This window comes from Apibacter sp. ESL0404, assembly GCF_019469245.1.
Classification (GTDB): Bacteria; Bacteroidota; Bacteroidia; order Flavobacteriales; family Weeksellaceae; genus Apibacter.
In genome coordinates this window covers 2200932-2225039 of record NZ_CP048267.1, presented here as the reverse complement: position 1 = coordinate 2225039, position 24108 = coordinate 2200932, and the positions used below count along the sequence as shown (strand labels likewise).

Below are 24108 nucleotides of genomic sequence, written 5' to 3'. Positions count from 1 at the left end.
TAAAAAAACTATGAAAAATCAAATTGATCTTTTATCAAACCAAAAAAAAGTACATGAACTTTTTTCGATTTTGTCTTTATTAGTAGGATTTTCCATTTCTTTACCGATACAGGCACAAACTGTAGGAGAAAATTATATTAAAAACACAGAATATTTATCAGAAAAAGGAGAATCGGGAGCTAAGAAAACCGTTATTGTTTATTATGATGGGTTAGGAAGAGAAAAACAAACGGTTCAGGTAGGAGCCTCTCCTTTAGGTAAAGATATTATCGTACATTACGAATACGATGAATTCGGAAGAAGCGTTAAGGATTTTCTTCCTGTACCCACTTCGGGTTCTTCGGGAAACTTAGTTGCAGACCCTCTAAGCGTGTATAATTCTTATTATGGCAATCCAAATAGCTACCATACACATTATTATTATTCGGAAAAGGAATTGGAAAAATCTCCTTTAAATCGGGTGTTAAAACAGGCGGCTCCGGGAGATGTCTGGAAGATGGGAAGCGGCCATGAAATCAAATTTAAATATCAAACCAACCGTGCTAATGAAGTAAAATTTTTCCGAACTCAATTGGATGCTCAATTAATCCCTTCTTTACATATGAATGGCTACTATCCTGCCGGATCTTTATATAAGACGGTTATTCAAGATGAAAACTGGAAACCGGCTGACGGGCAAAATCATACAACCGAAGAGTTCAAAGATAAGGAAGGAAAATTGATAGTAAAGAGAACGTACAATAAATCCCAAAATCACGATACATATTATATATATGATCTTTATGGCAATCTTTCCTATGTGCTTCCTCCCCTTCTTTCAGATCACGATATAATACACCAAGAAGCTCTCAATGAGCTGGGATATCAATATCGATACGATGAAAGAAATCGACAGGTGGAAAAAAAATTACCGGGTAAAGGCTGGGAATACCTTGTATATGACAAGCAAGATAGGTTAGTAGCCGTGCAAGATTCCGAACAACGAAAGAACGGTCAATGGCTGTATACCAAATGCGATAAATTTGGCAGAGTGGTTTATACCGGATATTATTATGCTGCAGGTTATACACGGGTTCAATTACAAAATCTGGTTTACAGCTTCAAAGAGAATAATGAAGAAAGAGACCTTAAAAATACTAAATACTTAGGTTACAGCAATCATGCTTTTCCTATCCTAAGAAACCCAGGGGAAGAAATTTTAACTGTAAATTACTACGACAGTTATGAAGGAATTTCAGCACCCCACACTACTATGGTGGAAGGCCAACCCATTTTAACAGATGATGCCAATAAAAGACTTAAGGGATGCATAACTGCTTCATATTCGAAAATATTGAAAGCCCAATCATGGAATAAAAATTACACATTTTACGACCGTAAAAACCGAGTGGTGCGCTTATTATCTAAAAATTACTTGGGTGGATACACTCAAAAGGATTATAAATTAGATCCATTCCGCGGATTAATCCAATATAGTATAACCACGCATAAGGATAGCAGCAGTAATGATCCGGATATAAGTATAAAAGAAGAATATAGTTATGATGCTCAGGAAAGATTATTGACTCATACCCATCAAATCAATAGAGGAGATAAAGAATTCTTAGCTCAAAATTCTTATGATGAATTGGGACAATTAATAACCAAAAAAGTAGGAAACAACGATAAAGTAAATCCTTTACAAAAAATAAATTATTCCTATAATATTCGAGGTTGGTTAACTGATATTAATAATGTCAATAATCTTAATTCCTATGGAAACAACAGCTTGTTTGCCCTAAAAAATAATTATGAACATTTATTTAGTAATATATATAACCAGATTAAGCCCATGTATAACGGTTCTATTGCAGAAACTTACTGGCGAACATCTACAGATAATATTTTGAGGGAATATTCTTATGTTTATGATGACATGAACCGATTAACGGATGCCTTTTACAATAAACCGGAGAGTACCGTTCCTTTTCCCGGAAACTATAATACCCGATTTATAACGTACGACAAGAACGGAAATATACAGCGAATTAAAAGATATGGGGATAACGACCTGAATCTTGTGCTTATCGATCAAATCTTCTTTACCTACCAAGCAGGAAGCAATAAATTGCTTTCGGTCCGAGATGATTCCTCACATCCCGGAGGTTTTACGGACAGAAACAACCGGGGAAATGATTATACTTACGATTCTAACGGGAATTTAACTTCGGATAAAAATAAAGGTATTATTTCCATAAGTTATAATCATTTAAATTTGCCCGAAAAAATTATAACTAATACTGGAGAAATTGAGTATCTTTACGATGCCGGAGGGATAAAAATGCAAAAAAGAGTAACTACTCCTTCTAATTGCAGTACTTTTGAAATCACTGATTATCTGAACGGTTTCCAATACAATGAAAAACATAATTCTTGTTCACGTTTTCCAACGAACAGACGATTATTATTTTTCTCCCATGCGGAAGGCTATGTTTTGAATACAGAAAAAAACAAACGAAGAACATATTCGTATGTATATAATTATACGGATCATTTAGGGAATGTGAGGATCAGCTATACAAAAAATATAAGTACAGGAAAGCCACAAATTTTGGAAGAAAGCAATTATTATCCTTTCGGTCTTAAGCACAGGGGTTATAACAGTAGAAATGACCAAAGGGAATATAAATTTAAATATAACGGAAGGGAGCTGCAAGATGAAATGGACATAAATGTATACGATTACGGCGCGCGTAATTACGACCCGGCGATCGGAAGATGGTCTACCCCGGATCCGATGGCCGAGAAATTTTATGAATCTTCATTATATTGCTATGCTTTGAATAATCCTATAACCTTTATTGATCCGAATGGTATGGAGGCGGCTAAATTTGACGATCCCCCACCTAATGCTGATGATAAAATTTTAGATTCGGGCAATTGGACTGATGCTATGGGTTCTTGGAATTGGATCCCCGGAGATAATGGCGGAGGCTATTGGCAAGGGGTAAACGGTACCAATTATGATGTGGATTATGGAGGAAACCAAATTAATTATAACGACCTTGAACCTATTGAAGTGGTGGGTAATAATTCTTTTTTACCGGATTATATATCCGGTGCATACAACCATGCAGTAGCAAGTGGTCAATATGGAAGATATAGCCCTTATAAGCCGGATGCATTTAGCTTCAGCTATGGCTTTTCTTTTCAAGGAATCTTTGGAGAAGCAAGCTTCAGTATTGGAATTGCGGTGGCCAACGGCGATGCGGCTTTAGTTGTGGGAACAGGAGGTAGCCTGGGAATAAAACCGAGCATACCGGGGGTAAAAACCGGGGCTCAATTTGCTTTTCATGATAACTATGGGGATAATAAAGATGTTTTAAAAGGTATTGCCGGAACGGATGTTAGCTGGGAAGGCTCCTTTTTGGTGGGAGGTATGTATTCAACGTCTGCAACAGACTCTTTAACACCTGCTAAATCAGGTGTAAAAACAATGGGAATAAATGCCGGATTGGGGTTTGGAGCGGGTGTTGCGGTTTCTAAATCCGAAACTTTTAGATTAAGCAATGGTATTCGCCAGTTAAGTAATTGGTTTAACAATAAATAAAAAGATAATGAAAAAGATAATTATTTTATTATTGGGAATTAGTCTATTAAGTTCTTGCTTAAGCCCTGACTGTGAAAAATTGGCAAATTATGACAGAAAAAAAGAATGTTTATTGATTATTAAAAAAATGCCGGTTTTCGATACTAGATATCTTAATGCAGAAGGTATACATTTGAAAACTGGAGAATATTGTAAATGTAGAGATGATGATAATTGGTGGACACAATATAGCGATTATATGTCTGTGGGAGATACTATAATTAAACGAAAAGGGGAATTAGTTTTTTATATTCATAAAAAAGATACTATTTTAAGTTTTCCTTGGGAATGTGAGGGTAAAGTGTATCAATAAATTTTATTGCTTCTATTTTAAAAGGGTTTTTTATGCGCTTTTTATGATGAATTAAAAATGATTTTAAACAAATTTATAGTATTAATTTGTATTTTCTTACTATTTAATTGTACAAAAGAAAAGAATATATTAGTAATTAATAAGGATAATAAACAGATTCAGTATTTTGATAATAAAGGAAATGTTTATAAAATAGAAAATTATAAAAATGATTCTGTTGATTTTACTACTTATTTATTAAATAAAAAAGATAGTACTATTTTTAAAGATGACCCTTTTATATCTGTACTTGAGGATAAAGGAAATCATATTTTTTTATCTAAATTTTATAATAAGAACAATCTTAGTTTACATTCCATGGGAACTTTATTAGATTTAGGAAAAAAAAGAAAAAGTGAGGATTTTTTACCAATTGATACCTGGATTATTTTTGATAAAGGTAAATTATCTCAATTCTATTATTTTTATTTGACCACTTCCGGTAGTTTGTTACTTACGCAAATTATAAGCTATAAACATGACGAAAGTATTGATTTATCTCAAAGTAATTATATAAAAATATCAAAAGAAGCGGGTAAAATTTATTTAAACCTACATTCTTGTTGCTATGATGCAAGATATTTATTTATTGGTGAAAATAAAGTTACATCGATTTCTAAGAATAAATGGTTCATCGATCCTAAATACTATAATAATAGTAGTATTGAAGGGTATATTTTGTTAAATCCTAAAAAAGGATCTCCTATCTTAAGATCAACAGCCATAGGGCAAGTTCCTAGTCTTAAGCAAAGCGATACTTTATATTTTTATGAAAAAATAAAGTGATAGTAATTATTGTTTAATGAAAAAGATAATTATTTTATTATTGGGAATTAGTCTATTAAGTTCTTGCTTAAGCCCTGACTGTGAAAAATTGGCAAATTATGACAGAAAAAAAGAATGTTTATTGATTATTAAAAAAATGCCGTTTTTCGATACTAGATATCTTAATGCAGAAGGTATTCATTTGAAAACTGGAGAATATTGTAAATGTAGAGATGATGATAATTGGTGGACACAATATAGCGATTAAATGTCTGTGGGAGATACTATAATTAAACGAAAATGGGAATTAGTTTTTTATATTCACAAGAAAGATACTATTTTAAGTTTTCCTTGGGAATGTGAAGGTAAAGTTTATAAATGATGAAATATTTAAGTCTAATATATTTATTGTTTTTGGTTACTTCATGTACATTTGTCCATACTAATAATAATATGGATAAAAAGGAAGCAGAAAAAATATTAAAAGTATATTTTTATAACCTTGCTTACGAATCTGTTACATCTAATGACAGCTTATATAGTATTGATTTTTATACAAAAATTTCGAAAGATAAACTGCATAAAATCCACAACTCATTGAAAAATAAATTGGGAAATTTGATTGATTATAAATTAGATAAATGGGAAACCAGAGTTGTAAGCGGAACCCAATCTTATTCAGAGTATGGATTTGTTTATACGGTAATATATGAGAAAGATTCAGCAACTGAAATTTTTAAATTAAAAAAAGATGATAAAGGGAGAATAAAAATATATTATCATGATATATCTTCTTTAGCATTATTAAATGATTAAAATTTCATTAATAATAAAAAAATCCTCATTAAGAAGTAAAAATTTTTTATGTTTTTTGCATCCTATATTCTTTGTCCTACAGATTTAACGACTCAATTTCTTCGTTGTGGAATAGACTATAGTCATAGGATATCCAAAGAGTAACTATAATAACAAATTTATGGGAAGTAAATAATTCTATTTAAAATAAAGGAAAATTTACTATAATGGGATTTTATTTACAGAGCTTATTTAGATTTCAATAATGAATGAAAATAAAGGATAATAGGAATGTCTCTTATATAAAAAACCCTCATAATTCTATATGAGGGTTATAATTTTGTAGCGAGGAGCAGACTTGAACTGCCGACCTTTGGGTTATGAATCCAACGCTCTAACCACCTGAGCTACCTCGCCAATTAATTGGAGGTGCAAATATAACGGGATTTCATTAATTTACAAAATTATTTAATAGTAAAAGCCGATTTTTAACTTTCTGCTTTAGGTAAAAATATTTCTGCTAACATACATCGTACGCCACCGCCGCCGTATTTTTCAATTGTGGGAATATCAAATACCAATATTTGACTGTATTTATTTATGGCATTTATTTGACCTGGATTCAAGGATTGATAGGCTGTATTGGACATTACTAAAAATCTTTCTTTTTTATCGTTTTCCAGTTGTAAGGTATTTCCTAAAAAATGATTCATTTGTTCTTCTGAAATGATAATTACCTCCTTTTTCGTAGTTTGTAAAAAGTCTATTACTAGTTTTCTTTCTTTTACATCTTGGATGGATTCTTTACAAATTATGGCGAAATCTTCTGCTACGCTCATCATTACATTGGTATGATACACCGGGTATCTTTTACCATTTTTTTCTTGTGTAGAATGAAAAACTACAGGTGAGAATTCCAAATCTTCACAAAACTCTATAAAAAGTTCTTCGTTGGTTCTTTCTGAAATGGCAGCATAGGCGATTTCATTAGTACGATCCAATACCATGCTTCCGGTTCCTTCTAAAAAAATATCTTCCTCTTCAGCCCGGCTGTAATCTATTATTTCATTAATTATAAATCCTTCCTTCTCTATACTATTTAATATATCTTCTCTTCTTTCTACTCTTCTATTTTCAGCATACATAGGATAAAGCACTACTTTACCGTCTGAATGGAAAGAAATCCAGTTATTTGGAAAAATGGAATCCGGTGTATGCGGTTGCTCCGTATCTTTAACAACCAAAACATTTATTCCGAATTTTCTAAGTTTATCAACCATATTTCTGAATTCTTCCTTTGCTTTTTCTTGAATAGATTCTACAGAAACCGAATCATTTTGTTGGAAGAAATTATTTTTTGCTGTTTGATAATTATACCCAAAGGAAACGGGTTCTATCATCAATACGGTATTTGTTATCTGCTTATTACTCATTTGTACGTATTAAAGGTAAAGTGGAACATCTTAGAAGGCCTCCCATTTTTGATATTTCATGGTATGGAACTTTTTCTACTTTTATATTCCATTCGTTTTCCAGAAAATTATTAAGCCTTTCAAATTTATTTTCCGAAATAACCACTTCCGGTGAAATGGAAAATACATTAGTATTCATGTAATACAATTCTTCGTCAGTTACTTCAAAGACATTATTTGTGCCAAAAAAATCAAGTAAGAAATGATAGTCTTTTTCATTTGCAAAACCTCCTTTGTAAAGAATAGCTTTATCTTTTCCAACAGGCATAAAGGTGCAATCGAGATGTAAAATTCCGTTTCTCGGATTTTTATCATCTTTTTTTAACGGTAAATTTATAAAGGTTTTATTAGGAAATAAATCTTTTAAGTAATCTATAGCATATTGGTTTGTTCTCGCTGTTTTAATATTCGCAAAGTCTTTTCCTTCATAAGCTCCGCAAAAAACAACATCGTTGTGAGGTATAATATCCCCTCCTTCAACTTTTGCTTTTTTAGGAAGATTATAAATATTCTGAAAATATATGGATTTGAATATTTCTTTATAAGCATAGAGTTCTTCTGCTCGATCTGCAATCATATTAGATATAATGATCTTATCTTCTATAACAAAGGCTACATCTCTTGCAAATACTTGGTTATAATCTTTTAAAATTTCGGGAGATAAAACCGTAACATCATATTTTTGAAGGGCTTTTTTAAATTCCTTCATTTCATGTATTACGTCTTCTTCTATAGGGTAACTGTTGTTTTTTACGTTTTCATAAGACTTTGCATCATAAGTTTCATTTAGTTCCGGTGTTTTTCCCATAGAACAGGGTTGACCCAGAACAACCACTTTCAGCTTTGATGTTTCATTTTTTATGTTGAGCTGCATAATATTTCATCTAGTTAATTGATTAAAAAAAATCAAAGTTAGTTCAAATTTACAGAAAATTTATTTTTAAGGAGTTTTACTTTATGTTAACGGGCTTTATTCGCCTAAGTTAGTTTTTATTAGCTTCGAAAATTTTTTCATATTGGTAAATGATCTTATCTTTTGAAAATCTATTTTTTATGGAATTTTTTATACGATTTTTATCGTATTTTTTACTTAATGTTATTTTTATCTCCTCTGCAAAATTTTTATGATCTTCAATGGAAATAATTCTTCCGTTGACATTTTCTTCAATTATTTCATTAATTCCTCCTTTACAATTATTTGCTAATGAAAATGTTCCGGTAGCTCCTGCTTCTAACAATACATTGGGAAAACCTTCATATCTGGAAGAGAGGATAAATAAATCTGCATTTTTTAAATATGGATAGGGATTAGTTATTTTTCCTAAAAATTTTACATTCTTAATTTGTAAAGAATCTTTTAATTCTATCAATTTTTCTTTATCGTCACCCTCTCCTATGATATATAAAAATATATTTTCATTTTTTAGGTATGAAAAAACTTTTAATAGATTGTCAAAGCCTTTACGATAAGAAAGATTGCCGATAGCCACTACATTTTTATAGCCTTCGAAAAATGGAAAATTCATAAGTTCGAGTGATTTTGCTTCAACTGCATCTACATCCACCGGATTATTGATTTTTATAATCTTTTTCTCACGTATTTTTAGGTTGTTTATGAGATCATTTTTCATATCATCACTCTGTGCAATGATTGTATCAAAATTATTATAAAAACGATAAAAAAATCTTATTTCCGGTCGGGTTACATGTTGAGAAACTATATTGGTTTCTCTTGCTATAAAACGTATTTTAGGAAAAAAGGGTATTATGGGGGCTAAATAGGCCGATACTTCACCCCAACCGCCAAAAACAATATCGGGTTTTAATGTTCTAAGTACTTTAATTATGGGAAAAAATGCATTTCTTATTCGAGATGTTTTTATATCTATAATTTCAATATTTTTATCTAAAAGCTCAAGATAATATCCTTCTTTTCTCATTAAAAGGAGCTTTGGAGTAAATTTATTTTTATCCAAATTATTTATAAGCAAAGTAATTATTCTTTCCGCCCCGCCCATATTTAAATCCGGAAGTATAAATAGTATGGTTTTCATTTATGATTTAATCGAATATAATTATCCTATATATCTCTTTGTAAGGATTTTAATAATATTTTACTATGAAATTTTAAATAATTTTAGGTGAAATGTTTTATTGATAATTTATTCCTTTTATAATTAATTTAAATAATATTGTCTTATTTATAAATTATCTAAACTATTGCTTAAATGATTAACAGCATTTATAAGCATAAAGGGCAAATCATTATTGTTCATTTCTTCGATATATTTACTGGTAATATTTGAATTTGTTAAGAATTCTTTCATTCCTTTGTAAATACCTTCTTCAGAATTTTCAACGATTTTCCCTAATTTTCCATTTTCTAATATTTCATTAACACCGGAAACATCGGTAGCTATTATAGGCTTTTTTAAGGTTAGCGCTTCAAATAAAACGGTTGGATATCCCTCATAACGGGATGATAAGATAAAATAATCTGAATTTTTAAAAAAAGGATACGGGTTTTCTTGATAACCGACTAAAGTTACAGTTTCTTCAACTTTCAAAGATTTAATGAGGCTTATTAAATCTTTAAAGTATCCATCTCCAACTATATAAATTTTATGTTTAAAACCTTCATTAAGAATTTTTTTATGCACTTTAATAAGCCTGTCAAAGCCTTTTTGTGGAGTTACCGTTCCTACGGCAACAAATATTTTTTCTCCTTCTTCTTTTTTGAAATTATAGTTAATTTGTTCTTTTGATTTATTTATAATTTCTTCTGCGTCTATGGGATTATAAATTTTATTTATTTTATCAAGATCTTCTTTTGTTGAAGCTAATTTTTCAAATCCAGACTTTATTTTATCTGATATTACCCAAATTTCATTTGCTTTGAAAAAGTTTTTTAATCGTTTCGGTGTATAATCAGATATACTAAATAAATCATTATGAACCCAGACAACTTTTTTAGAAGATTTAATAGGACTTTTCAGAACTTCTTCTAAAAGTCTATGATTGGCTATTAATTCAATATCATAATCTTGTTTTTTTAAAATGAATTTATAAAGAAGTTTTGGAAATAACTTTAATATTTCTTCATAAGATCTTCTATAAGCTTTTATGGGTATTTCCCAAGGCTTATTAGTAATTATCATTTCTCCTTTATGTAGATGGTATATGGGAATCCATGAAGGGACATCTTTTAAATATTTTCCTGATTTAAGATTTAAAAGCAGATCTATATCATATTTATCTTTGGGTAAATTTTTTAAAAAGGTTACTAAAACTTTTTCAGCTCCACCATGTCTTAATGAACCTATTCTTATGAGTATTTTCTTTTTTTTATTTACTTGTTTAACAATTTTTCCCATAAGTTTAAAATATTATCTTTTTTCCATTTTTGAGATTCTTGATACGAAGAAATATTTAATTTTTTTAATAAATTTTCATTATCTATTAATAATTGCAACTTTTCCGTAAAATCTTTTTTATCATGTGGTTTAATTAAAAATCCATTATTTTCATTAATTATGGAGGCCGGACCAAATTCACAGTCATATGAAATTAAAGCATTACTACAAAACATAGATTCAACTAATACTAAACCAAATGCCTCAGTCTCCGATGCTAATATTTGTATTTTACTATTTTTCATATACTCGCAAACTTCATCTTTTGTTTTGTTTCCTGTAATCTCTATATTACAATTAGGATGGTCTTTTATATAATTTTCTAAAAATTTTTTTTCAACTCCTTCTCCTACTATTACTAATTTCCATGAACCTGAATGAGATAAATTTGAATATATTTCAACTATTTGCTTTATATTTTTTTCAGGATGTAATCTGCCTACAAATAAAATTGAATTGTCTTTTTTCTCTAAACTAACATAAGGCATACTTTCATACGGTTCTCCTATAATATTAGTTATCAATATACTATTAGGATTTATTTTTTTATAATGTTCTTTTGATTCCTTATTTATATAAACTATGCCTTTTAAATTTTTATAATAAGGACGCATGATTGTAAACCAAAAAAAACCGCCTATTTTATAATTTATATGTTCCCAAGCTAGTGTTTTATTATTTATACCTTTCATGGTTGACAGCATGCTCGAAAGGGTATATCTGCATGTTATTATAGTATCATAATTCTGTTGATTGTTTTTCAACCATTTTTTAAGTAAACAGTAAACGCCATATTGATAAATGTAATTTTTAAAGTTTTCTTTTTTTGGAAGCCAAGAAAAGTATTTGTCCATAAATACCATTGCTCGAAACGATTTAATATTTCCGAAAGAATTTAAAACTACTGATTTAATCTTTGGATCTAAATGAAAAATAAATTTTTCATTACCGTCAAGACATAAGACAGTTATATCAAATCTAATACACAATTCGTTCATTAAATTAGTTAAAACAGATTGAACGCCTCCCTTCTTACCTAGCGAATATGTTATAAATAATAATCTTTTCATAATTAACTTTTATCCGCTTTTTTTATTAAGTAATAAATATAACTAATTGGTAGTGTAAATATACTAATTGATTTAATTAATGGATTTTTTAAAGTTGACAGATTTGAAGTTACTGATCTTTTATTTAAAAAGGAATAAAATTGAAATCCGATTAAATTTCTAAGCAAAGTTTTAGGATATGAAAGTAACTGATAGCTATAATTGTTTAGCATGGCTTTATATCCCTCTCTTAATCCGAAAATATTTTTACCCTTCCAACGAGTATTGGAAACCGATTCTGAATCGCTATCGTCTTTATGATAAGTACGAATTATCTTATTAATGAATTTTGTTTTTAACCCTTTTGCATCGTAAATGCTAAAGAAAACACTTTGAGGAATATAGCCTTTATTTTCATAAATTAAATAATCAAATTTATCCAATTCTCTTTGATAACTCTTTGTTATAAAAATACCATTTTTATCTCCCTTTACTTTGTACTTATACCTCATTTCTAAAATAGAACCTATAAATCCGTTTTCGGGGAAATAACTTCCTACTAAATTTCCTTCCGTATCTGCTGAATGTCCAATTACTCCAATATATTGATCTTGGTTTTTAATGCTGCAAACTTCATCATACAATATTTCAAATGAATTTTCAGGCCAACTATCATCTGAATCAATAATTACAAAATAAGGCGTTTTTACCTTCTTAATTCCTTCAAATACGGTAATAAATTTATGACGATTTTTTCCTTTATAGTATTCAATAGGAATACTATTTTCATCTATATATTTTTGCACCAACTGACTGGTCGAATCCGTAGAACCATCATCCATAATTATCCACACAAATTGTTTAAATGATTGTTTTTTTAGTGATTCATAGACTCTATCGAGCGTATGAGCCCTATTATAAGTGGGTGTTATTACTGTTATTACGGAATTTTTTTCCATTCATTGATTTTTTTACTTTGTTAACAGCTTTTCTATTTCTTTATATATAGTAACTGGTGAAAAAATTTCTTTACATTTTTTATTATTTTCGATAAAGAATTGCACTTTTTTTGGGTCAGACAACAAGGTTTTTATTGCTTCATATAGGGCATGTTCATTCTTACTTGGAATGAATATACCGTTTTCTTGGTCAACCATCATTTCTCTAATTCCTCCAACATCGGTGGTTATAATCGGCTTTTCCAATATAAGGCTTTCCGCAATAACTAAAGGATACGCTTCTGAAAAGGAAGGAAGGATAAAATAATCTGCTTCTTTAATCAACGGGTAGGGATTATTATGTTCTCCCAAAAATATAAATGTTTCTTCTATACGATATTCTTTTACTTTTTTTAGTAATTCTTCTTTATATTCTCCCTCTCCAACGAGATATATTTTATGATATAATCCATCATCAATAAGCTTTTTATGAGCTTCAATTAAAAGTTGATGACCTTTGCCCGGTTTTATTCTTCCAACTGATATAAATGATTGTATTGAATCATTTTTGTGTGAACTGATTTTTATATTTGGTTTCAGCTTGGATTTAGCTATGATATCATCAACCTCTATTGGATTATAAATAATTTTAGCATTTGCAGCTATCTGATCATTAAAACTTTTTGCACTTTCCATAGTTTGTTGTGAAACATAAACCATGGTATTAAATCTCAAAAATTTAGCTACAAATTTCTCTTTATTTCCATTTATGGTAATATTTTTTATATCACCATGCATCCAACCTATTTTTTTGGATTTTCGATTAGGACTGTTTAAAACATCATCGTAATTATAATGGAAAAAAGCTATTTCAACATCTTGATCATAGAGTTTTAGGTTTTTATATAATAATCGAGGAAATTTTGAATACAATTTTAATTTTGCAGCCCTAGTGATTAATTGAAATTTTTTTATAAAAGAATTTGAATTCATAAATTCTCTTCCTTTTCCTATATATTGAACTTTAATGGATTCCGGTATTTCTTTAATTAGTTCTCCTTGATATAGATTCAACAATAAAGTAACATCAAAAATATTCTTATCTAAATGATTTAAAATATTTAGTAAGACTTTTTGAACACCTCCGGTTTCCATGGATCGGATTCTAAAAAGAATTTTAATTTTCTTTACTTCTTCCATTTATATAAGTAAAATATAATATATAGTTAAATCTATTTTTAATATTTTTTAATTATTTATTTTAATCGCTATATCAAATTAATAGTAATAAATTTTAAATTCATTATTTATAAATAGTACCATCTTTCCTTCTAAAATTGATTTTAAAAATAAATGTAATACTAAGCTATATTTTTAAGTAAATCTAAAAAAAACTTACCAATTCTTTCTATTTTATTATTACTTATATAAATTACATGTTTTTAATATATTTGCTATTATGAAATTTTGTAAAAAATACTTATTATTTTTTATTTTACTAATAGGAAATTTATTTTTCGGTATAAATAGAGATTCAACTTTTATATCAATTCAGGATTCTATAAATCGTAGACCCAAAGTAGGTTTAGTTCTTAGTGGCGGAGGTGCTAAAGGGTTCGCACATGTTGAAGTTATCGAGGCTATTGAAAAAGCAGGAATTAAAATTGACTACATAAGCGGAACCAGTATGGGTGCCATAGTAGGATCATTATATGCTGCAGGGTATTCTCCTAAAGAAATGAGAAATATCATTAAAAGCATTGATTTTAACGAACTCTTTTTACAGGACAGAAATCGAAATTTTATTCCTTTTTTTGATAAATCTTACAGAGAAAAATATATTTTAACTTTACCTATTTCCAATTTTAAAGTAGTTTTTCCATCAGCTTTAAGTAAGGGACAAGGACCTTTAATGCTTTTAACTAATTTATTGTACAATGTTCATGATATTCATGATTATTCTAAACTACCGATACCTTTCTTATGCATAGCAACTAATTTAGAAACCGGTGACGAAGAACAAATGGAAAAAGGTTTTCTTCCTCTCAGTGTTTTGGCCAGTGGTGCTTATCCTTCTCTTATAGAACCGGTTAAAATTGATGATAAAACCTTAATTGACGGTGGAATTGTTAATAATTTTCCTTCCCGAGCGTTACGAGATAAAGGAATGGATATCATCATTGGAGTTGATTTAGGTAATGGTTTACAAAAAGCGAATGAAATTAAATCTATATTAAATATTATTAGTCAAATTATAAGCTATCGTATCAATATTAAAACGGATTTCGAACGAAGTTATGTAGATTTATTAATTCGACCTGATGTAAAGGATTATGAGGTAACCGATTTTGATAAAAAGGATTCCATTTTGTATAAAGGAAAACTAGCCGGAGAAAAGGCGTTTCCTGAACTATTAAAAATTGCAAAATTACAAGGGTTTGATACTATCAATAGACCGAGAATACAGGAACTACCTTCCGAAAGAAATTTATTTATTACCAAACTTTCCATTATTGGCAATTCTTCTAAAGATTCTGTTTATATAAAGAGAAAATTAGGTTTGAAATTACCTCAAAATACCTCTATTACCAAATTAGATAAAGGAATTTCTGCTTTATATTCTACGGGAAATTATAATCGGGTTTTTTATGAGCTTTCTTCCGAAAATTTTGATGAAAATCAACAAGTTAACCTATATCTAGATAAAAAAGATAACAATTCTATAAAATTTGGAATCCATTACGATGATGTGTATAAAACTTCTCTTTTAGCTAATGTTACTTTAAATAAACTTATATTAAATAATTCCAATTTATCCATTGATGTAATTTTTGGAAATAATTTCAGAACTAATATAAATTATTATATAGACAATGGAATATTACCAAGTATTGGATCTAATACGACTTTTAATTCTTTTAATTTTAATTATTCCGATATAAAAAGAAGTGAATATTCATTTAATCGCATTCGATACTTTAATCAACAACTTTATCTACAGTCTACCTTAAATGAAAAATATGCCGTTGGTACCGGTATAGAATATAGTTATATGCGCATCTCACCCTTTTCCTACGATCGAATTAACGATGTAGATCACAAAAATTTTAATAAGGACGAGAGTTTTTTTTATAATCCTTATTTTTATATAAAGGCCGATACGAGAGATAACTCTAACTTTCCTTTTAAAGGTTTTAAACTAGATGCCTCTGCTAAATATATATTTTATTCTAATGCTCCTAATTTTGAAAAATTTTCCACAATTAAAACACAATTAAGTTATTCAATCCCTTTCGGACATCGATTAGCTTTAGAAAATCAACATTTTTTAGGAGTATCTTTTAATACGCCTTCTTTACAATACAAATATTTTAACGGTGGTTATTTTGAACAAGATTTTTTAAATTTCAGTAAATTTTTAGGATTACCATTTGCCTATAAATCCGGGGATCAACTATTCTCATTATATTCTTCTTTAAACTATAAAATCTTAAAAAATCATTATGTGAAAATTTATGCAGACATGGCTAATGTTGAAGATGAATTTAACGATATAAGATATTTTAAATACAAATATTTTAGTTATGGAGTTGGATATGGATATGACAGTCCTTTTGGACCTATTAACTTATTATACACATTTTCTACCAATCAAAACAAAGGTGTATTTAGTGTTGGTTTAGGATATTGGTTTTAACAAAATAGCTACCTATCATTTTTTTCAATCCTATTTATGTAAAATTACTTTATTCAAAGAATTTTTATTCATTATAAACATTTTCTCTTAATTTATACAGAAAGTATACTTGGTATTAAATGTAAAAGTTATTATAAAATTTAATAGTATTAGTAAATAGTATGAAGAATTTTATTATATTAAAATTTCAGAATTTAAATATTAATTTAGCTAAGTAGAAATTAACAAAAAATGATAAATTATTTTTCAAATAATGATTTTATTTTAAAAAATAAATTAAAAAGAAAAAAATGGTTAAAAGAAGTTATTCAACAAGAAGCCTGCCGTGTAGGAGATATAAATTATATTTTTTGCTCTGATGAACAATTATTAGAGATTAATATTCAATATTTAAATCATGATTATTACACGGATATAATTACGTTTGATTATAAAGAAAACCAATTAATTTCGGGTGATATATTCATTTCCACAGACAGAGTTAAAGATAATGCAGTAATTAATAATGAAGATTTTGATCATGAATTAAACCGTGTTTTAGTTCATGGAGTTCTGCATATCATCGGGTACAAAGATAAATTGGAAAAGGATATTGAACTTATGAGAAAAAAGGAAAACACTTATATAGACTTATATAAAAATTATTAAAAATTAATTATAAAAAAATTTTGTTTCACGTGAAACATCTGTTAAAATGATATTAGAAAAATACGATGTTATTGTTGTAGGTGGTGGACATGCAGGTTCAGAAGCTGCCGCTGCTGCTGCCAATTTAGGTTCAAAAACACTACTAATTACCATGAATCTTCAGACTATTGGTCAAATGTCTTGCAATCCGGCTATGGGAGGTATTGCAAAAGGACAAATAGTTAGAGAAATCGATGCTTTGGGCGGATTATCAGGTATCGTTACTGATAAAACTATGATTCAATTTAAGATGCTTAATTTATCTAAAGGACCAGCCATGTGGAGTCCAAGAGCACAATCCGATCGAATGAGATTTTCGGAAGAATGGCGATTACAATTAGAAAGCATCCCAAATCTTGATTTCTTTCAAGACATGGTTGTTGAGTTATTAACAGAGAATGATCAAATTATTGGTGTTAAAACCTATATTGGAGCTGTTATTTATTCAAAAGCTGTAATATTAACTAATGGAACATTTCTAAATGGTTTAATCCATATTGGAAACAAACAGTTCGGCGGAGGTAGAATGGGTGAAAAAGCAGCATTTGGAATCACTGAAAATCTAGTTAAATTAGGATTTGAGGCCGGTAGAATGAAAACAGGAACACCTCCCAGGGTAGATGGTAGAAGCATAGATTTCTCAAAAATGGAAGAACAAAAAGGAGATAGTAATCCACAAAAATTTTCCTATACTAATACACCTAAACTCGACAAACAAAGAAGTTGTTATATTACCTATACTAATGTAAAAGTTCATGAAGTTTTACGTGAAGGATTTGAAAGATCTCCTTTATTTAATGGAACAATTAAAAGTACAGGTCCAAGATATTGTCCTTCGATTGAAGACAAAATTAACAGATTTGCAGATAGAGAAAGACATCAAATATTTGCTGAACCGGAAGGTTGGCAAACTGTTGAATTTTACATCAACGGATTTAGTACATCTTTACCGGATGATATTCAAATTAAAGCTTTACAACTAATCCCCGGATTTGAAAAAGCTAAATTTTTCAGACCGGGTTACGCTATTGAATATGATTACTTCCCTCCTACTCAATTAAAAAATACATTAGAAACAAAAAATATTAATCATTTATATTTTGCGGGACAAATTAATGGTACAACGGGTTATGAAGAGGCAGCAGCTCAAGGATTGATGGCCGGTATTAATGCTTCACTTAAAATTCAAAATAAAGAGCCGTTGGTTCTTAAGAGAAATGAAGCGTATATTGGAGTATTAATTGATGATCTTATTACCAAAGGAACCGAAGAACCTTATCGAATGTTTACCTCACGTGCAGAATATAGAATGAGTTTAAGACAGGATAATGCCGATGAACGATTAACGCCGTTAAGTTTTACACTTGGTTTAGCATCATCTGAAAGAATGCAAAATTTAGAAAAGAAAATCAAGCAAACGAATAATTGTATAGATTTTATAAAATCTACCTCCATAACCAAAGAAGAAACTAATCCAATTTTACTACAAAAAAATTCAACACCTATTTCTCAAACTGTAAAAGCTGACAGTATATTGGTTAGACCTAATATATACTTAAAAGACTTGGAAAACATATCCTCTATAAATGATTATATCAAATCAAATCATTTTTCGGATGAGGTTCTTGAACAAGTAGAAATTAAAATTAAATATAAAGGTTACATTGATAAAGAACTTGAAAATGTTGAAAAATTAAATAGATTAGAAAATATAAAAATTCCTTCAAATTTTGACTACTCAAAATTAAATAGTATTTCTACTGAAGCTAAACAAAAATTAATGAAATTCAAACCTGAGACTATAGGTCAAGCCAGTAGAATAAGTGGCGTATCTCCATCCGATATAAATGTTTTATTAATTTACATGGGTAGGTAATATAAAGTTATAAATAAATGTTCCACGTGGAACATTTATTTATAATCCTAAATATTTTACTATATGATATTATATATATACAAAATTGAAAATGAAAATTAAAGATCACTTCTTATCTAATGAAATTTTTGAAATTCAAAAATCTGAATATACCGATATTTTAAAAACTACCCAAATACCTAGAGATCTTTCAAAATATTATGAAAGTGAAAAATATTTATCTCATTCAAAAGATCAGTCCTTAAAATCAAAAATATATTTATTAATTCAAAAACTGAATGAAAAATATAAATTAAAGATTATTAATAAATACAAAACGTCCGGAACATTATTAGATTATGGTTGTGGAGATGGAACGTTCCTAAAATTCATAAAAGATAAAAACTTCTCAATAATAGGTTTCGAACCAAATATAAAAGCTGCAGAAACTGCTAAATCTAAAATTGGTGAGAATCGTATAACAACTTCACTAGATTCTGTTGAAAATAATTCTTTAGATGTCATTACACTTTGGCATGTATTAGAACACATCCCTAATCCGGAAGAAATCCTGTCAAAACTAAGATTAAAATTAAAAAATAATGGATATATAGTAATAGCAGTTCCAAACTACAAATCTTTTGATGCTAAATTTTATAGAGAATATTGGGCAGCCTGGGATGTACCTAGACATATATTTCATTATTCTAAAAAAGGTGCCATCGATTTTTTTAACAATCAAAAGTTTGAAGTAATTCACACGTATCCCCTACCCTTTGATAGTTTTTATATTTCTTTGATCAGTGAAAATTATATGAATAATCCTTTAGGAATTTTTAGATTTCCATTCATTGCTGCCTTATCAAACTTAAAAGGAATGAATGATGGTAATTATTCATCTGTTATTTACATTTTAAAAAAATAAAATTTTCACAAAATTTTTATTTTCAAATCAATAAGTAAGAAAATTTAAAAGAGGATAATTTGTAATAGTAGATGTTTAAAACTTTAAATATTTATTAAATAAATCTATAAAAATAATATTTTTGATATAAAATAATGTATATTATATTTTATATTACCAAAGATATAAATTTATTTATACAAAATATATAGTTTTTTTTTTATTTTATTAGAACAATAAATATAATTAAAGTTACTTTGAATAGTTATTAACATATAAAAAAAGAAGCTTGAAATATCAAGCTTCTTTTTTTATATTGTATAATGCTAGATTTTAATATTAATCATTTAAAATAGCTGCTACTCCGGGTAATTCTCTACCTTCTAATGATTCAAGCATTGCTCCTCCCCCGGTTGAAACGTAACTAACTTTGTCAGTATAATTATTTTGTTTAACAAATGCTACACTGTCACCTCCTCCAACTAAGGAGAAAGCTCCATTCTTAGTGGCTTCACCAATAGCATCTCCAATAGCTTTGGTACCAACGGCAAAATTTGGCATTTCAAATACTCCTAAAGGTCCGTTCCATAATATGGTTTTTGAAGCTAAAATAACATCAGAAAATGTTTTAATAGTTTTAGGTCCAACATCCAAACCTTCCCATCCGTCAGGAATATCATTAGTATCGACTACTTTTCTATTTGCATCATTTGAAAAGTCATCACCTATAACAGAATCTTCCGGAAGATATACTTTTACACCTTTTTCTTTTGCTTTTTTAAGTATATCTAGTGCTAATTCTTGTTTATCATCTTCACAGATAGAGTTTCCAATCTTACCTCCTTGAGCTTTAATAAAAGTATAGGTCATTCCTCCTCCGATTATTAAGTTATCAACCACCGGAAGGATGTTTTCTATAATAGTAATTTTAGAAGAAACTTTAGAACCTCCTAATATAGCCGTAACAGGTTTTTCGCCGGTTTTAAGGACTTTTTGAATAGCATCAAGCTCTTTGGCCATCAAAAGACCAAAACATTTGTTAGAAGGGAAGAATTTAGCAATAATAGCAGTAGATGCATGAGCGCGATGTGCAGTTCCGAATGCATCGTTTACATAAATATCACCTAACTTAGCTAATTCTTTAGCAAATCCTTCATCTCCTTTCTCCTCTTCATTGTGAAAACGTAAATTTTCTAACAATAAAACTTCACCGGGTTTTAAATCTGTTGCAGCTTTTTCGGCTTTAGGCCCTACACATTCATCAACGAACTTAACAGGAACACCTAAAACTTTGGATACCTCATCAACAATGTGTTTTAAAGAATATTTATCTGTAACCTGACCTTTAGGTCTGCCTAAATGCGTCATTAATATTACAGAACCTCCATCTTTCAATATTTTATCTATAGTTGGCTTAGCAGAAACAATTCTTGTATTATCAGTAACCTTAAGATTTTCATCTTGAGGAACATTAAAATCAACTCTAATTAATGCTTTTTTTCCATTGAAATTGAAATCATTAACTGTCTTCATAATTTTTACTTATTTTTCTTACAAATATACCTTCATAAAAACGAAAAGAGAAATTTTGAAACCTGAATTTTTTCAACAATTAATTATTATTTATATATCTTTTTTTAATTAATTAAATAAAATTTAAAGTAATAGTAATAATAGACCTGTTAATATGTTAATAACTTTGAAATAGTGAGTTATTAATATTTCTAAATATGATATTAACAAAATTTATTGAAAATAAATAAGTATAAATCAATAAACTAAATCACTTATCAACAATTTTTAGAAGTTATTAATAAAGTGACTGTTTAAAAAGTAACTGTTATTAAACTTATCAAAAGGAAGGTAAAATTCATTTTTAAAAAGTTTTATAAATATTTGGAAAAATCTTAAATCTTTATAAATGGAAATTGTAACTCTTGAAGCAAAATTTTTTGTTTAAAAATGTTAACAATAATTTATTTAAATTGTTAATATTGTTTTAACTTATTGAAAATTTATGAGTTAATAAAAATAATTTTTAATAATAATTATATAATTTTATTGATTTACAGTCAATTATATAATTGAAGGAATTTTTGAAATAAATTAAGTTATTAACATATTTATTAATTAATTCATAATTAATTACATATATATGTATTATTTTGTAAAATATTGATAGTTAATATATTATATTAGGTTAAAATTTATAGGTATAGTTTAGAAGTTTAAAAGATTTCTGTACTTACAAAAACATATTTTAAAATTATAAAGTATAACTATCTATAACATTAATTATATTTATTTATTTAAATAAAATCAAAATATAAATTTTTACATTACTAATGCATAATTATGCATACAATTAATTATTATTTTATGATAATAAGATATAACTATTCTAATTTTAATTTATTGTATTTTTTAATTTATGAACAGTTATCTATTGGGATAATTATTATAAAAGAAAACATAGAAAAAGCCTTTAAATAAGCTTGTAGATAGGCTCAATATTAGTAAAGGATGGAAGAATGTGAAATGATCCAAGTATAGAAATAAAAAAAGGTAAATAATAGCTATTTACCTTTTTAAAATAGTAGATTAAATTTTTATAAAAAGTTCAACATTAGTAAGGTGTTGAAAATCTAAGTATAGAGTACTTTAATAAAAGCAATTAGTAATCTTGTTTCAATTGAATAGTTATAAACTTGTTAACAATTGTTTATTTTTCTTCCTTTTGGTTTTTTTTGTCCATAGAATCTAACTCCTCTAATACCGGATTAATAGTACTATCCGGAATATCACTTATTCTAATATACATCAATCCGTCAATGGCATCATTAAACTTAGGATCGACGTTAAAAGCAATAACACGTGCGTTTTGTTTTAAATATTTTTTGATCAATACGGGAAGTCTTAAATCGGGTTCAAGTTCATCTATTAACTTGTCAAATTTATTAAGATCATTATCCGCAGCATCAAAGAATAAATCTTTTTCATTGGATTTCAGATGAACTTTAAATTCATTTTTTGAATGTACATATTGAGCAACATAAGAATCAAAATAATGAGAACGCATAAATTCAACCATTATCGATTTTGAAAAGTTGGAAAATTGATTGCTTATACTTACACCTCCCACCAGGTATTTATAATGGGGATTTCTTAAGCAAACATGTACAATCCCTCTCCATAAAAGTAATAAAGGCATAGGTTTTTTTTGATATTCACTGGAAATAAATGCCCTACCCATTTCAATGATTTTTTTAAAGAAAGGATGTACTTCCGAATCATATTCGAAAAGAGAAGCAGTATAAAAACCTTTAATTCCGTATTTTTCATAAATCTCTTTTCCCATTCCCATTCGATAAGCACCCGCGATAAGTTTATTTTCTTTATCCCATAAAAATAAGTGATGATAAATTTGGTCAAATTCATCCAGATCAAAAGGTTCATTGGTTCCCTCTCCCACTTCGCGAAAACAAATTTCTCTTAATCGGCCAATTTCACGTAAGATATTAGGTATTTTTTCAGGTTTAGCTAAATAGACTTCATATTGAGAATTGGAAAATAGTTCACAATCAATTTCTTTTAAAAGCTCAACTTCTTTTAAGATTAATTCATGAGGTGTCTCTTTAATAATAGGCTTAACTTCATTGGAATTAGCAGACTTAGTCATTGCTGATACTGAAAGGAACTTTATATTTTTAAATGGATTCTTAACCGTAGTATAGAATGATTTAAGCATATATACCTTATTCCTTAAAAAATTACCGTAAGACTTGATATCTGTATATTCATCTTGCTGTTTAACTGAAATAGGTTTACCGATTCGTATTTTAATAGGCGCTTTTCTTTTTCTAACCAATTCTCTAGGCAGCATCGCAGTCTGTAAATCCGGATGAATATTAGACATTTTATAAAACAACTTACTGTTTCTCGCATGAAAATATACAGGAATTACGGGTACTTTAGCTTTTTTCAAAAGTTTTAAGGCACTTTCTACCCATTCTCTGTCTTGATATTCTTTGGTATCCGGGTAATAATGAGAAACTTCACCGGCCGGGAAAATGATAACACAATGATTATCTTTCAAGATACGCAAGGTTTCAATAAAACCTTTTTTACTGTCAAAAGTATCTTTTCTGGTTTCAAAAGGATTAACAGGAATAATAACTTTTTTTAAAGGTTCAATTTTTTGCAATAAAAAATTAGTCATTATTTTAAAATCCGGACGAATTTCTGAAACAATTTTCATTAAAATTATGCCATCTAATCCTCCTAGAGGGTGATTGGAAACGATTATAAAAGGTCCTTTTTCAGGAATTCTTTTTAAATCTTCTTCATGAATTTCGTAGTTAATTTTTAAATGTTTTAAAACTGCAGTAAGAAATTCATTGGTAGGTAAATCTTTATTTTCAGTACAGAATTTATTTATATGACCAAGTTTTGAAACATTCATAAGGGTCCATGCTATACCCTTTCCAATAAAACCAAATTTCTTTAGGTTTAAAGTATTTTGTATATCCTCTAAGGTGACTAAACTCATATTG

Annotated in this window: 18 protein-coding genes and 1 tRNA gene; 9 read left to right on the top strand and 10 right to left on the bottom strand. The window is 28.4% G+C overall.

What is annotated here, in order from left to right; genetic code table 11:
• Nucleotides 1–10 precede the first annotated feature (10 nt).
• From GYM72_RS09625 to GYM72_RS09605, 5 genes are all read left to right on the top strand, one after another.
• Nucleotides 11–3589, top strand: coding sequence for a DUF6443 domain-containing protein (locus tag GYM72_RS09625; protein ID WP_220264248.1), 3579 nt, complete (start codon nt 11–13; stop codon nt 3587–3589).
• Between the two features lie 7 nt (nt 3590–3596).
• Nucleotides 3597–3941: a hypothetical protein gene (locus tag GYM72_RS09620; protein WP_220264247.1), complete on the top strand. Its 345-nt coding sequence runs from the start codon at nt 3597–3599 to the stop codon at nt 3939–3941.
• A 57-nt stretch (nt 3942–3998) separates the two neighbouring features.
• Nucleotides 3999–4766 (top strand): hypothetical protein, encoded by a 768-nt coding sequence (locus GYM72_RS09615; protein ID WP_220264246.1) that lies wholly within the window; start codon nt 3999–4001, stop codon nt 4764–4766.
• A 16-nt stretch (nt 4767–4782) separates the two neighbouring features.
• Nucleotides 4783–5013, top strand: a complete 231-nt coding sequence (locus GYM72_RS09610; RefSeq protein ID WP_220264245.1) for a hypothetical protein — start codon at nt 4783–4785, stop codon at nt 5011–5013.
• Nucleotides 5014–5198: 185 nt separating this feature from the next.
• The gene (locus GYM72_RS09605; protein WP_146105539.1) at nt 5199–5561 is read left to right on the top strand and encodes a hypothetical protein; all 363 of its coding nucleotides are present in this window, start codon (nt 5199–5201) and stop codon (nt 5559–5561) included.
• Nucleotides 5562–5883: 322 nt separating this feature from the next.
• Here GYM72_RS09605 and GYM72_RS09600 read toward each other — a convergent pair.
• The 8 genes from GYM72_RS09600 to GYM72_RS09565 form a co-directional block, all read right to left on the bottom strand.
• Nucleotides 5884–5957: transfer RNA gene (locus GYM72_RS09600), tRNA-Met, on the bottom strand.
• A gap of 71 nt (nt 5958–6028) precedes the next feature.
• Nucleotides 6029–6973, bottom strand: coding sequence for a citrulline utilization hydrolase CtlX (gene ctlX / locus GYM72_RS09595; protein ID WP_220264244.1), 945 nt, complete (start codon nt 6971–6973; stop codon nt 6029–6031).
• On the bottom strand, nt 6966–7886 hold the full coding sequence (locus tag GYM72_RS09590) for a dimethylarginine dimethylaminohydrolase family protein (protein WP_160566149.1): 921 nt from the start codon (nt 7884–7886) through the stop codon (nt 6966–6968). The genes ctlX and GYM72_RS09590 overlap by 8 nt, the downstream gene beginning before the upstream one ends.
• A 109-nt stretch (nt 7887–7995) precedes the next feature.
• Nucleotides 7996–9066 (bottom strand): glycosyltransferase, encoded by a 1071-nt coding sequence (locus GYM72_RS09585; RefSeq protein ID WP_220264243.1) that lies wholly within the window; start codon nt 9064–9066, stop codon nt 7996–7998.
• A 147-nt stretch (nt 9067–9213) separates the two neighbouring features.
• The gene (locus tag GYM72_RS09580; RefSeq protein ID WP_220264242.1) at nt 9214–10386 is read right to left on the bottom strand and encodes a glycosyltransferase; all 1173 of its coding nucleotides are present in this window, start codon (nt 10384–10386) and stop codon (nt 9214–9216) included.
• The gene (locus tag GYM72_RS09575) at nt 10362–11495 is read right to left on the bottom strand and encodes a glycosyltransferase (RefSeq protein WP_220264241.1); all 1134 of its coding nucleotides are present in this window, start codon (nt 11493–11495) and stop codon (nt 10362–10364) included. Before GYM72_RS09575 ends, GYM72_RS09580 begins: the two co-directional genes overlap by 25 nt.
• A gap of 2 nt (nt 11496–11497) precedes the next feature.
• Nucleotides 11498–12433: a glycosyltransferase family A protein gene (locus tag GYM72_RS09570; RefSeq protein ID WP_220264240.1), complete on the bottom strand. Its 936-nt coding sequence runs from the start codon at nt 12431–12433 to the stop codon at nt 11498–11500.
• Between the two features lie 12 nt (nt 12434–12445).
• On the bottom strand, nt 12446–13612 hold the full coding sequence (locus GYM72_RS09565) for a glycosyltransferase (RefSeq protein WP_220264239.1): 1167 nt from the start codon (nt 13610–13612) through the stop codon (nt 12446–12448).
• 259 nt (nt 13613–13871) lie between these two features.
• Between GYM72_RS09565 and GYM72_RS09560 the strand changes: the two genes are divergently transcribed.
• The 4 genes from GYM72_RS09560 to GYM72_RS09545 all read left to right on the top strand — a co-directional run bounded on the left by GYM72_RS09560 (nt 13872) and on the right by GYM72_RS09545 (nt 19576).
• Entirely contained in the window at nt 13872–16109 is a 2238-nt protein-coding gene (locus tag GYM72_RS09560; RefSeq protein WP_220264238.1) for a patatin-like phospholipase family protein, read from the top strand.
• Between the two features lie 231 nt (nt 16110–16340).
• Entirely contained in the window at nt 16341–16757 is a 417-nt protein-coding gene (gene ybeY / locus GYM72_RS09555; RefSeq protein ID WP_220264237.1) for an rRNA maturation RNase YbeY, read from the top strand.
• Between the two features lie 46 nt (nt 16758–16803).
• Nucleotides 16804–18672, top strand: a complete 1869-nt coding sequence (mnmG, locus tag GYM72_RS09550) for a tRNA uridine-5-carboxymethylaminomethyl(34) synthesis enzyme MnmG (RefSeq protein WP_220264236.1) — start codon at nt 16804–16806, stop codon at nt 18670–18672.
• Nucleotides 18673–18763: 91 nt separating this feature from the next.
• Nucleotides 18764–19576 carry a class I SAM-dependent methyltransferase gene (locus GYM72_RS09545; protein WP_220264235.1) on the top strand — a complete coding sequence of 271 codons (813 nt, stop codon included), beginning with the start codon at nt 18764–18766 and terminating at the stop codon, nt 19574–19576.
• Nucleotides 19577–19894: 318 nt separating this feature from the next.
• Here the strand turns inward: GYM72_RS09545 and pgk are convergent, their stop codons facing one another.
• Nucleotides 19895–21088 (bottom strand): phosphoglycerate kinase, encoded by a 1194-nt coding sequence (pgk, locus tag GYM72_RS09540; protein ID WP_220264234.1) that lies wholly within the window; start codon nt 21086–21088, stop codon nt 19895–19897.
• Between the two features lie 1189 nt (nt 21089–22277).
• Entirely contained in the window at nt 22278–24104 is a 1827-nt protein-coding gene (locus GYM72_RS09535; protein ID WP_220233702.1) for a lysophospholipid acyltransferase family protein, read from the bottom strand.
• Nucleotides 24105–24108 lie beyond the last annotated feature (4 nt).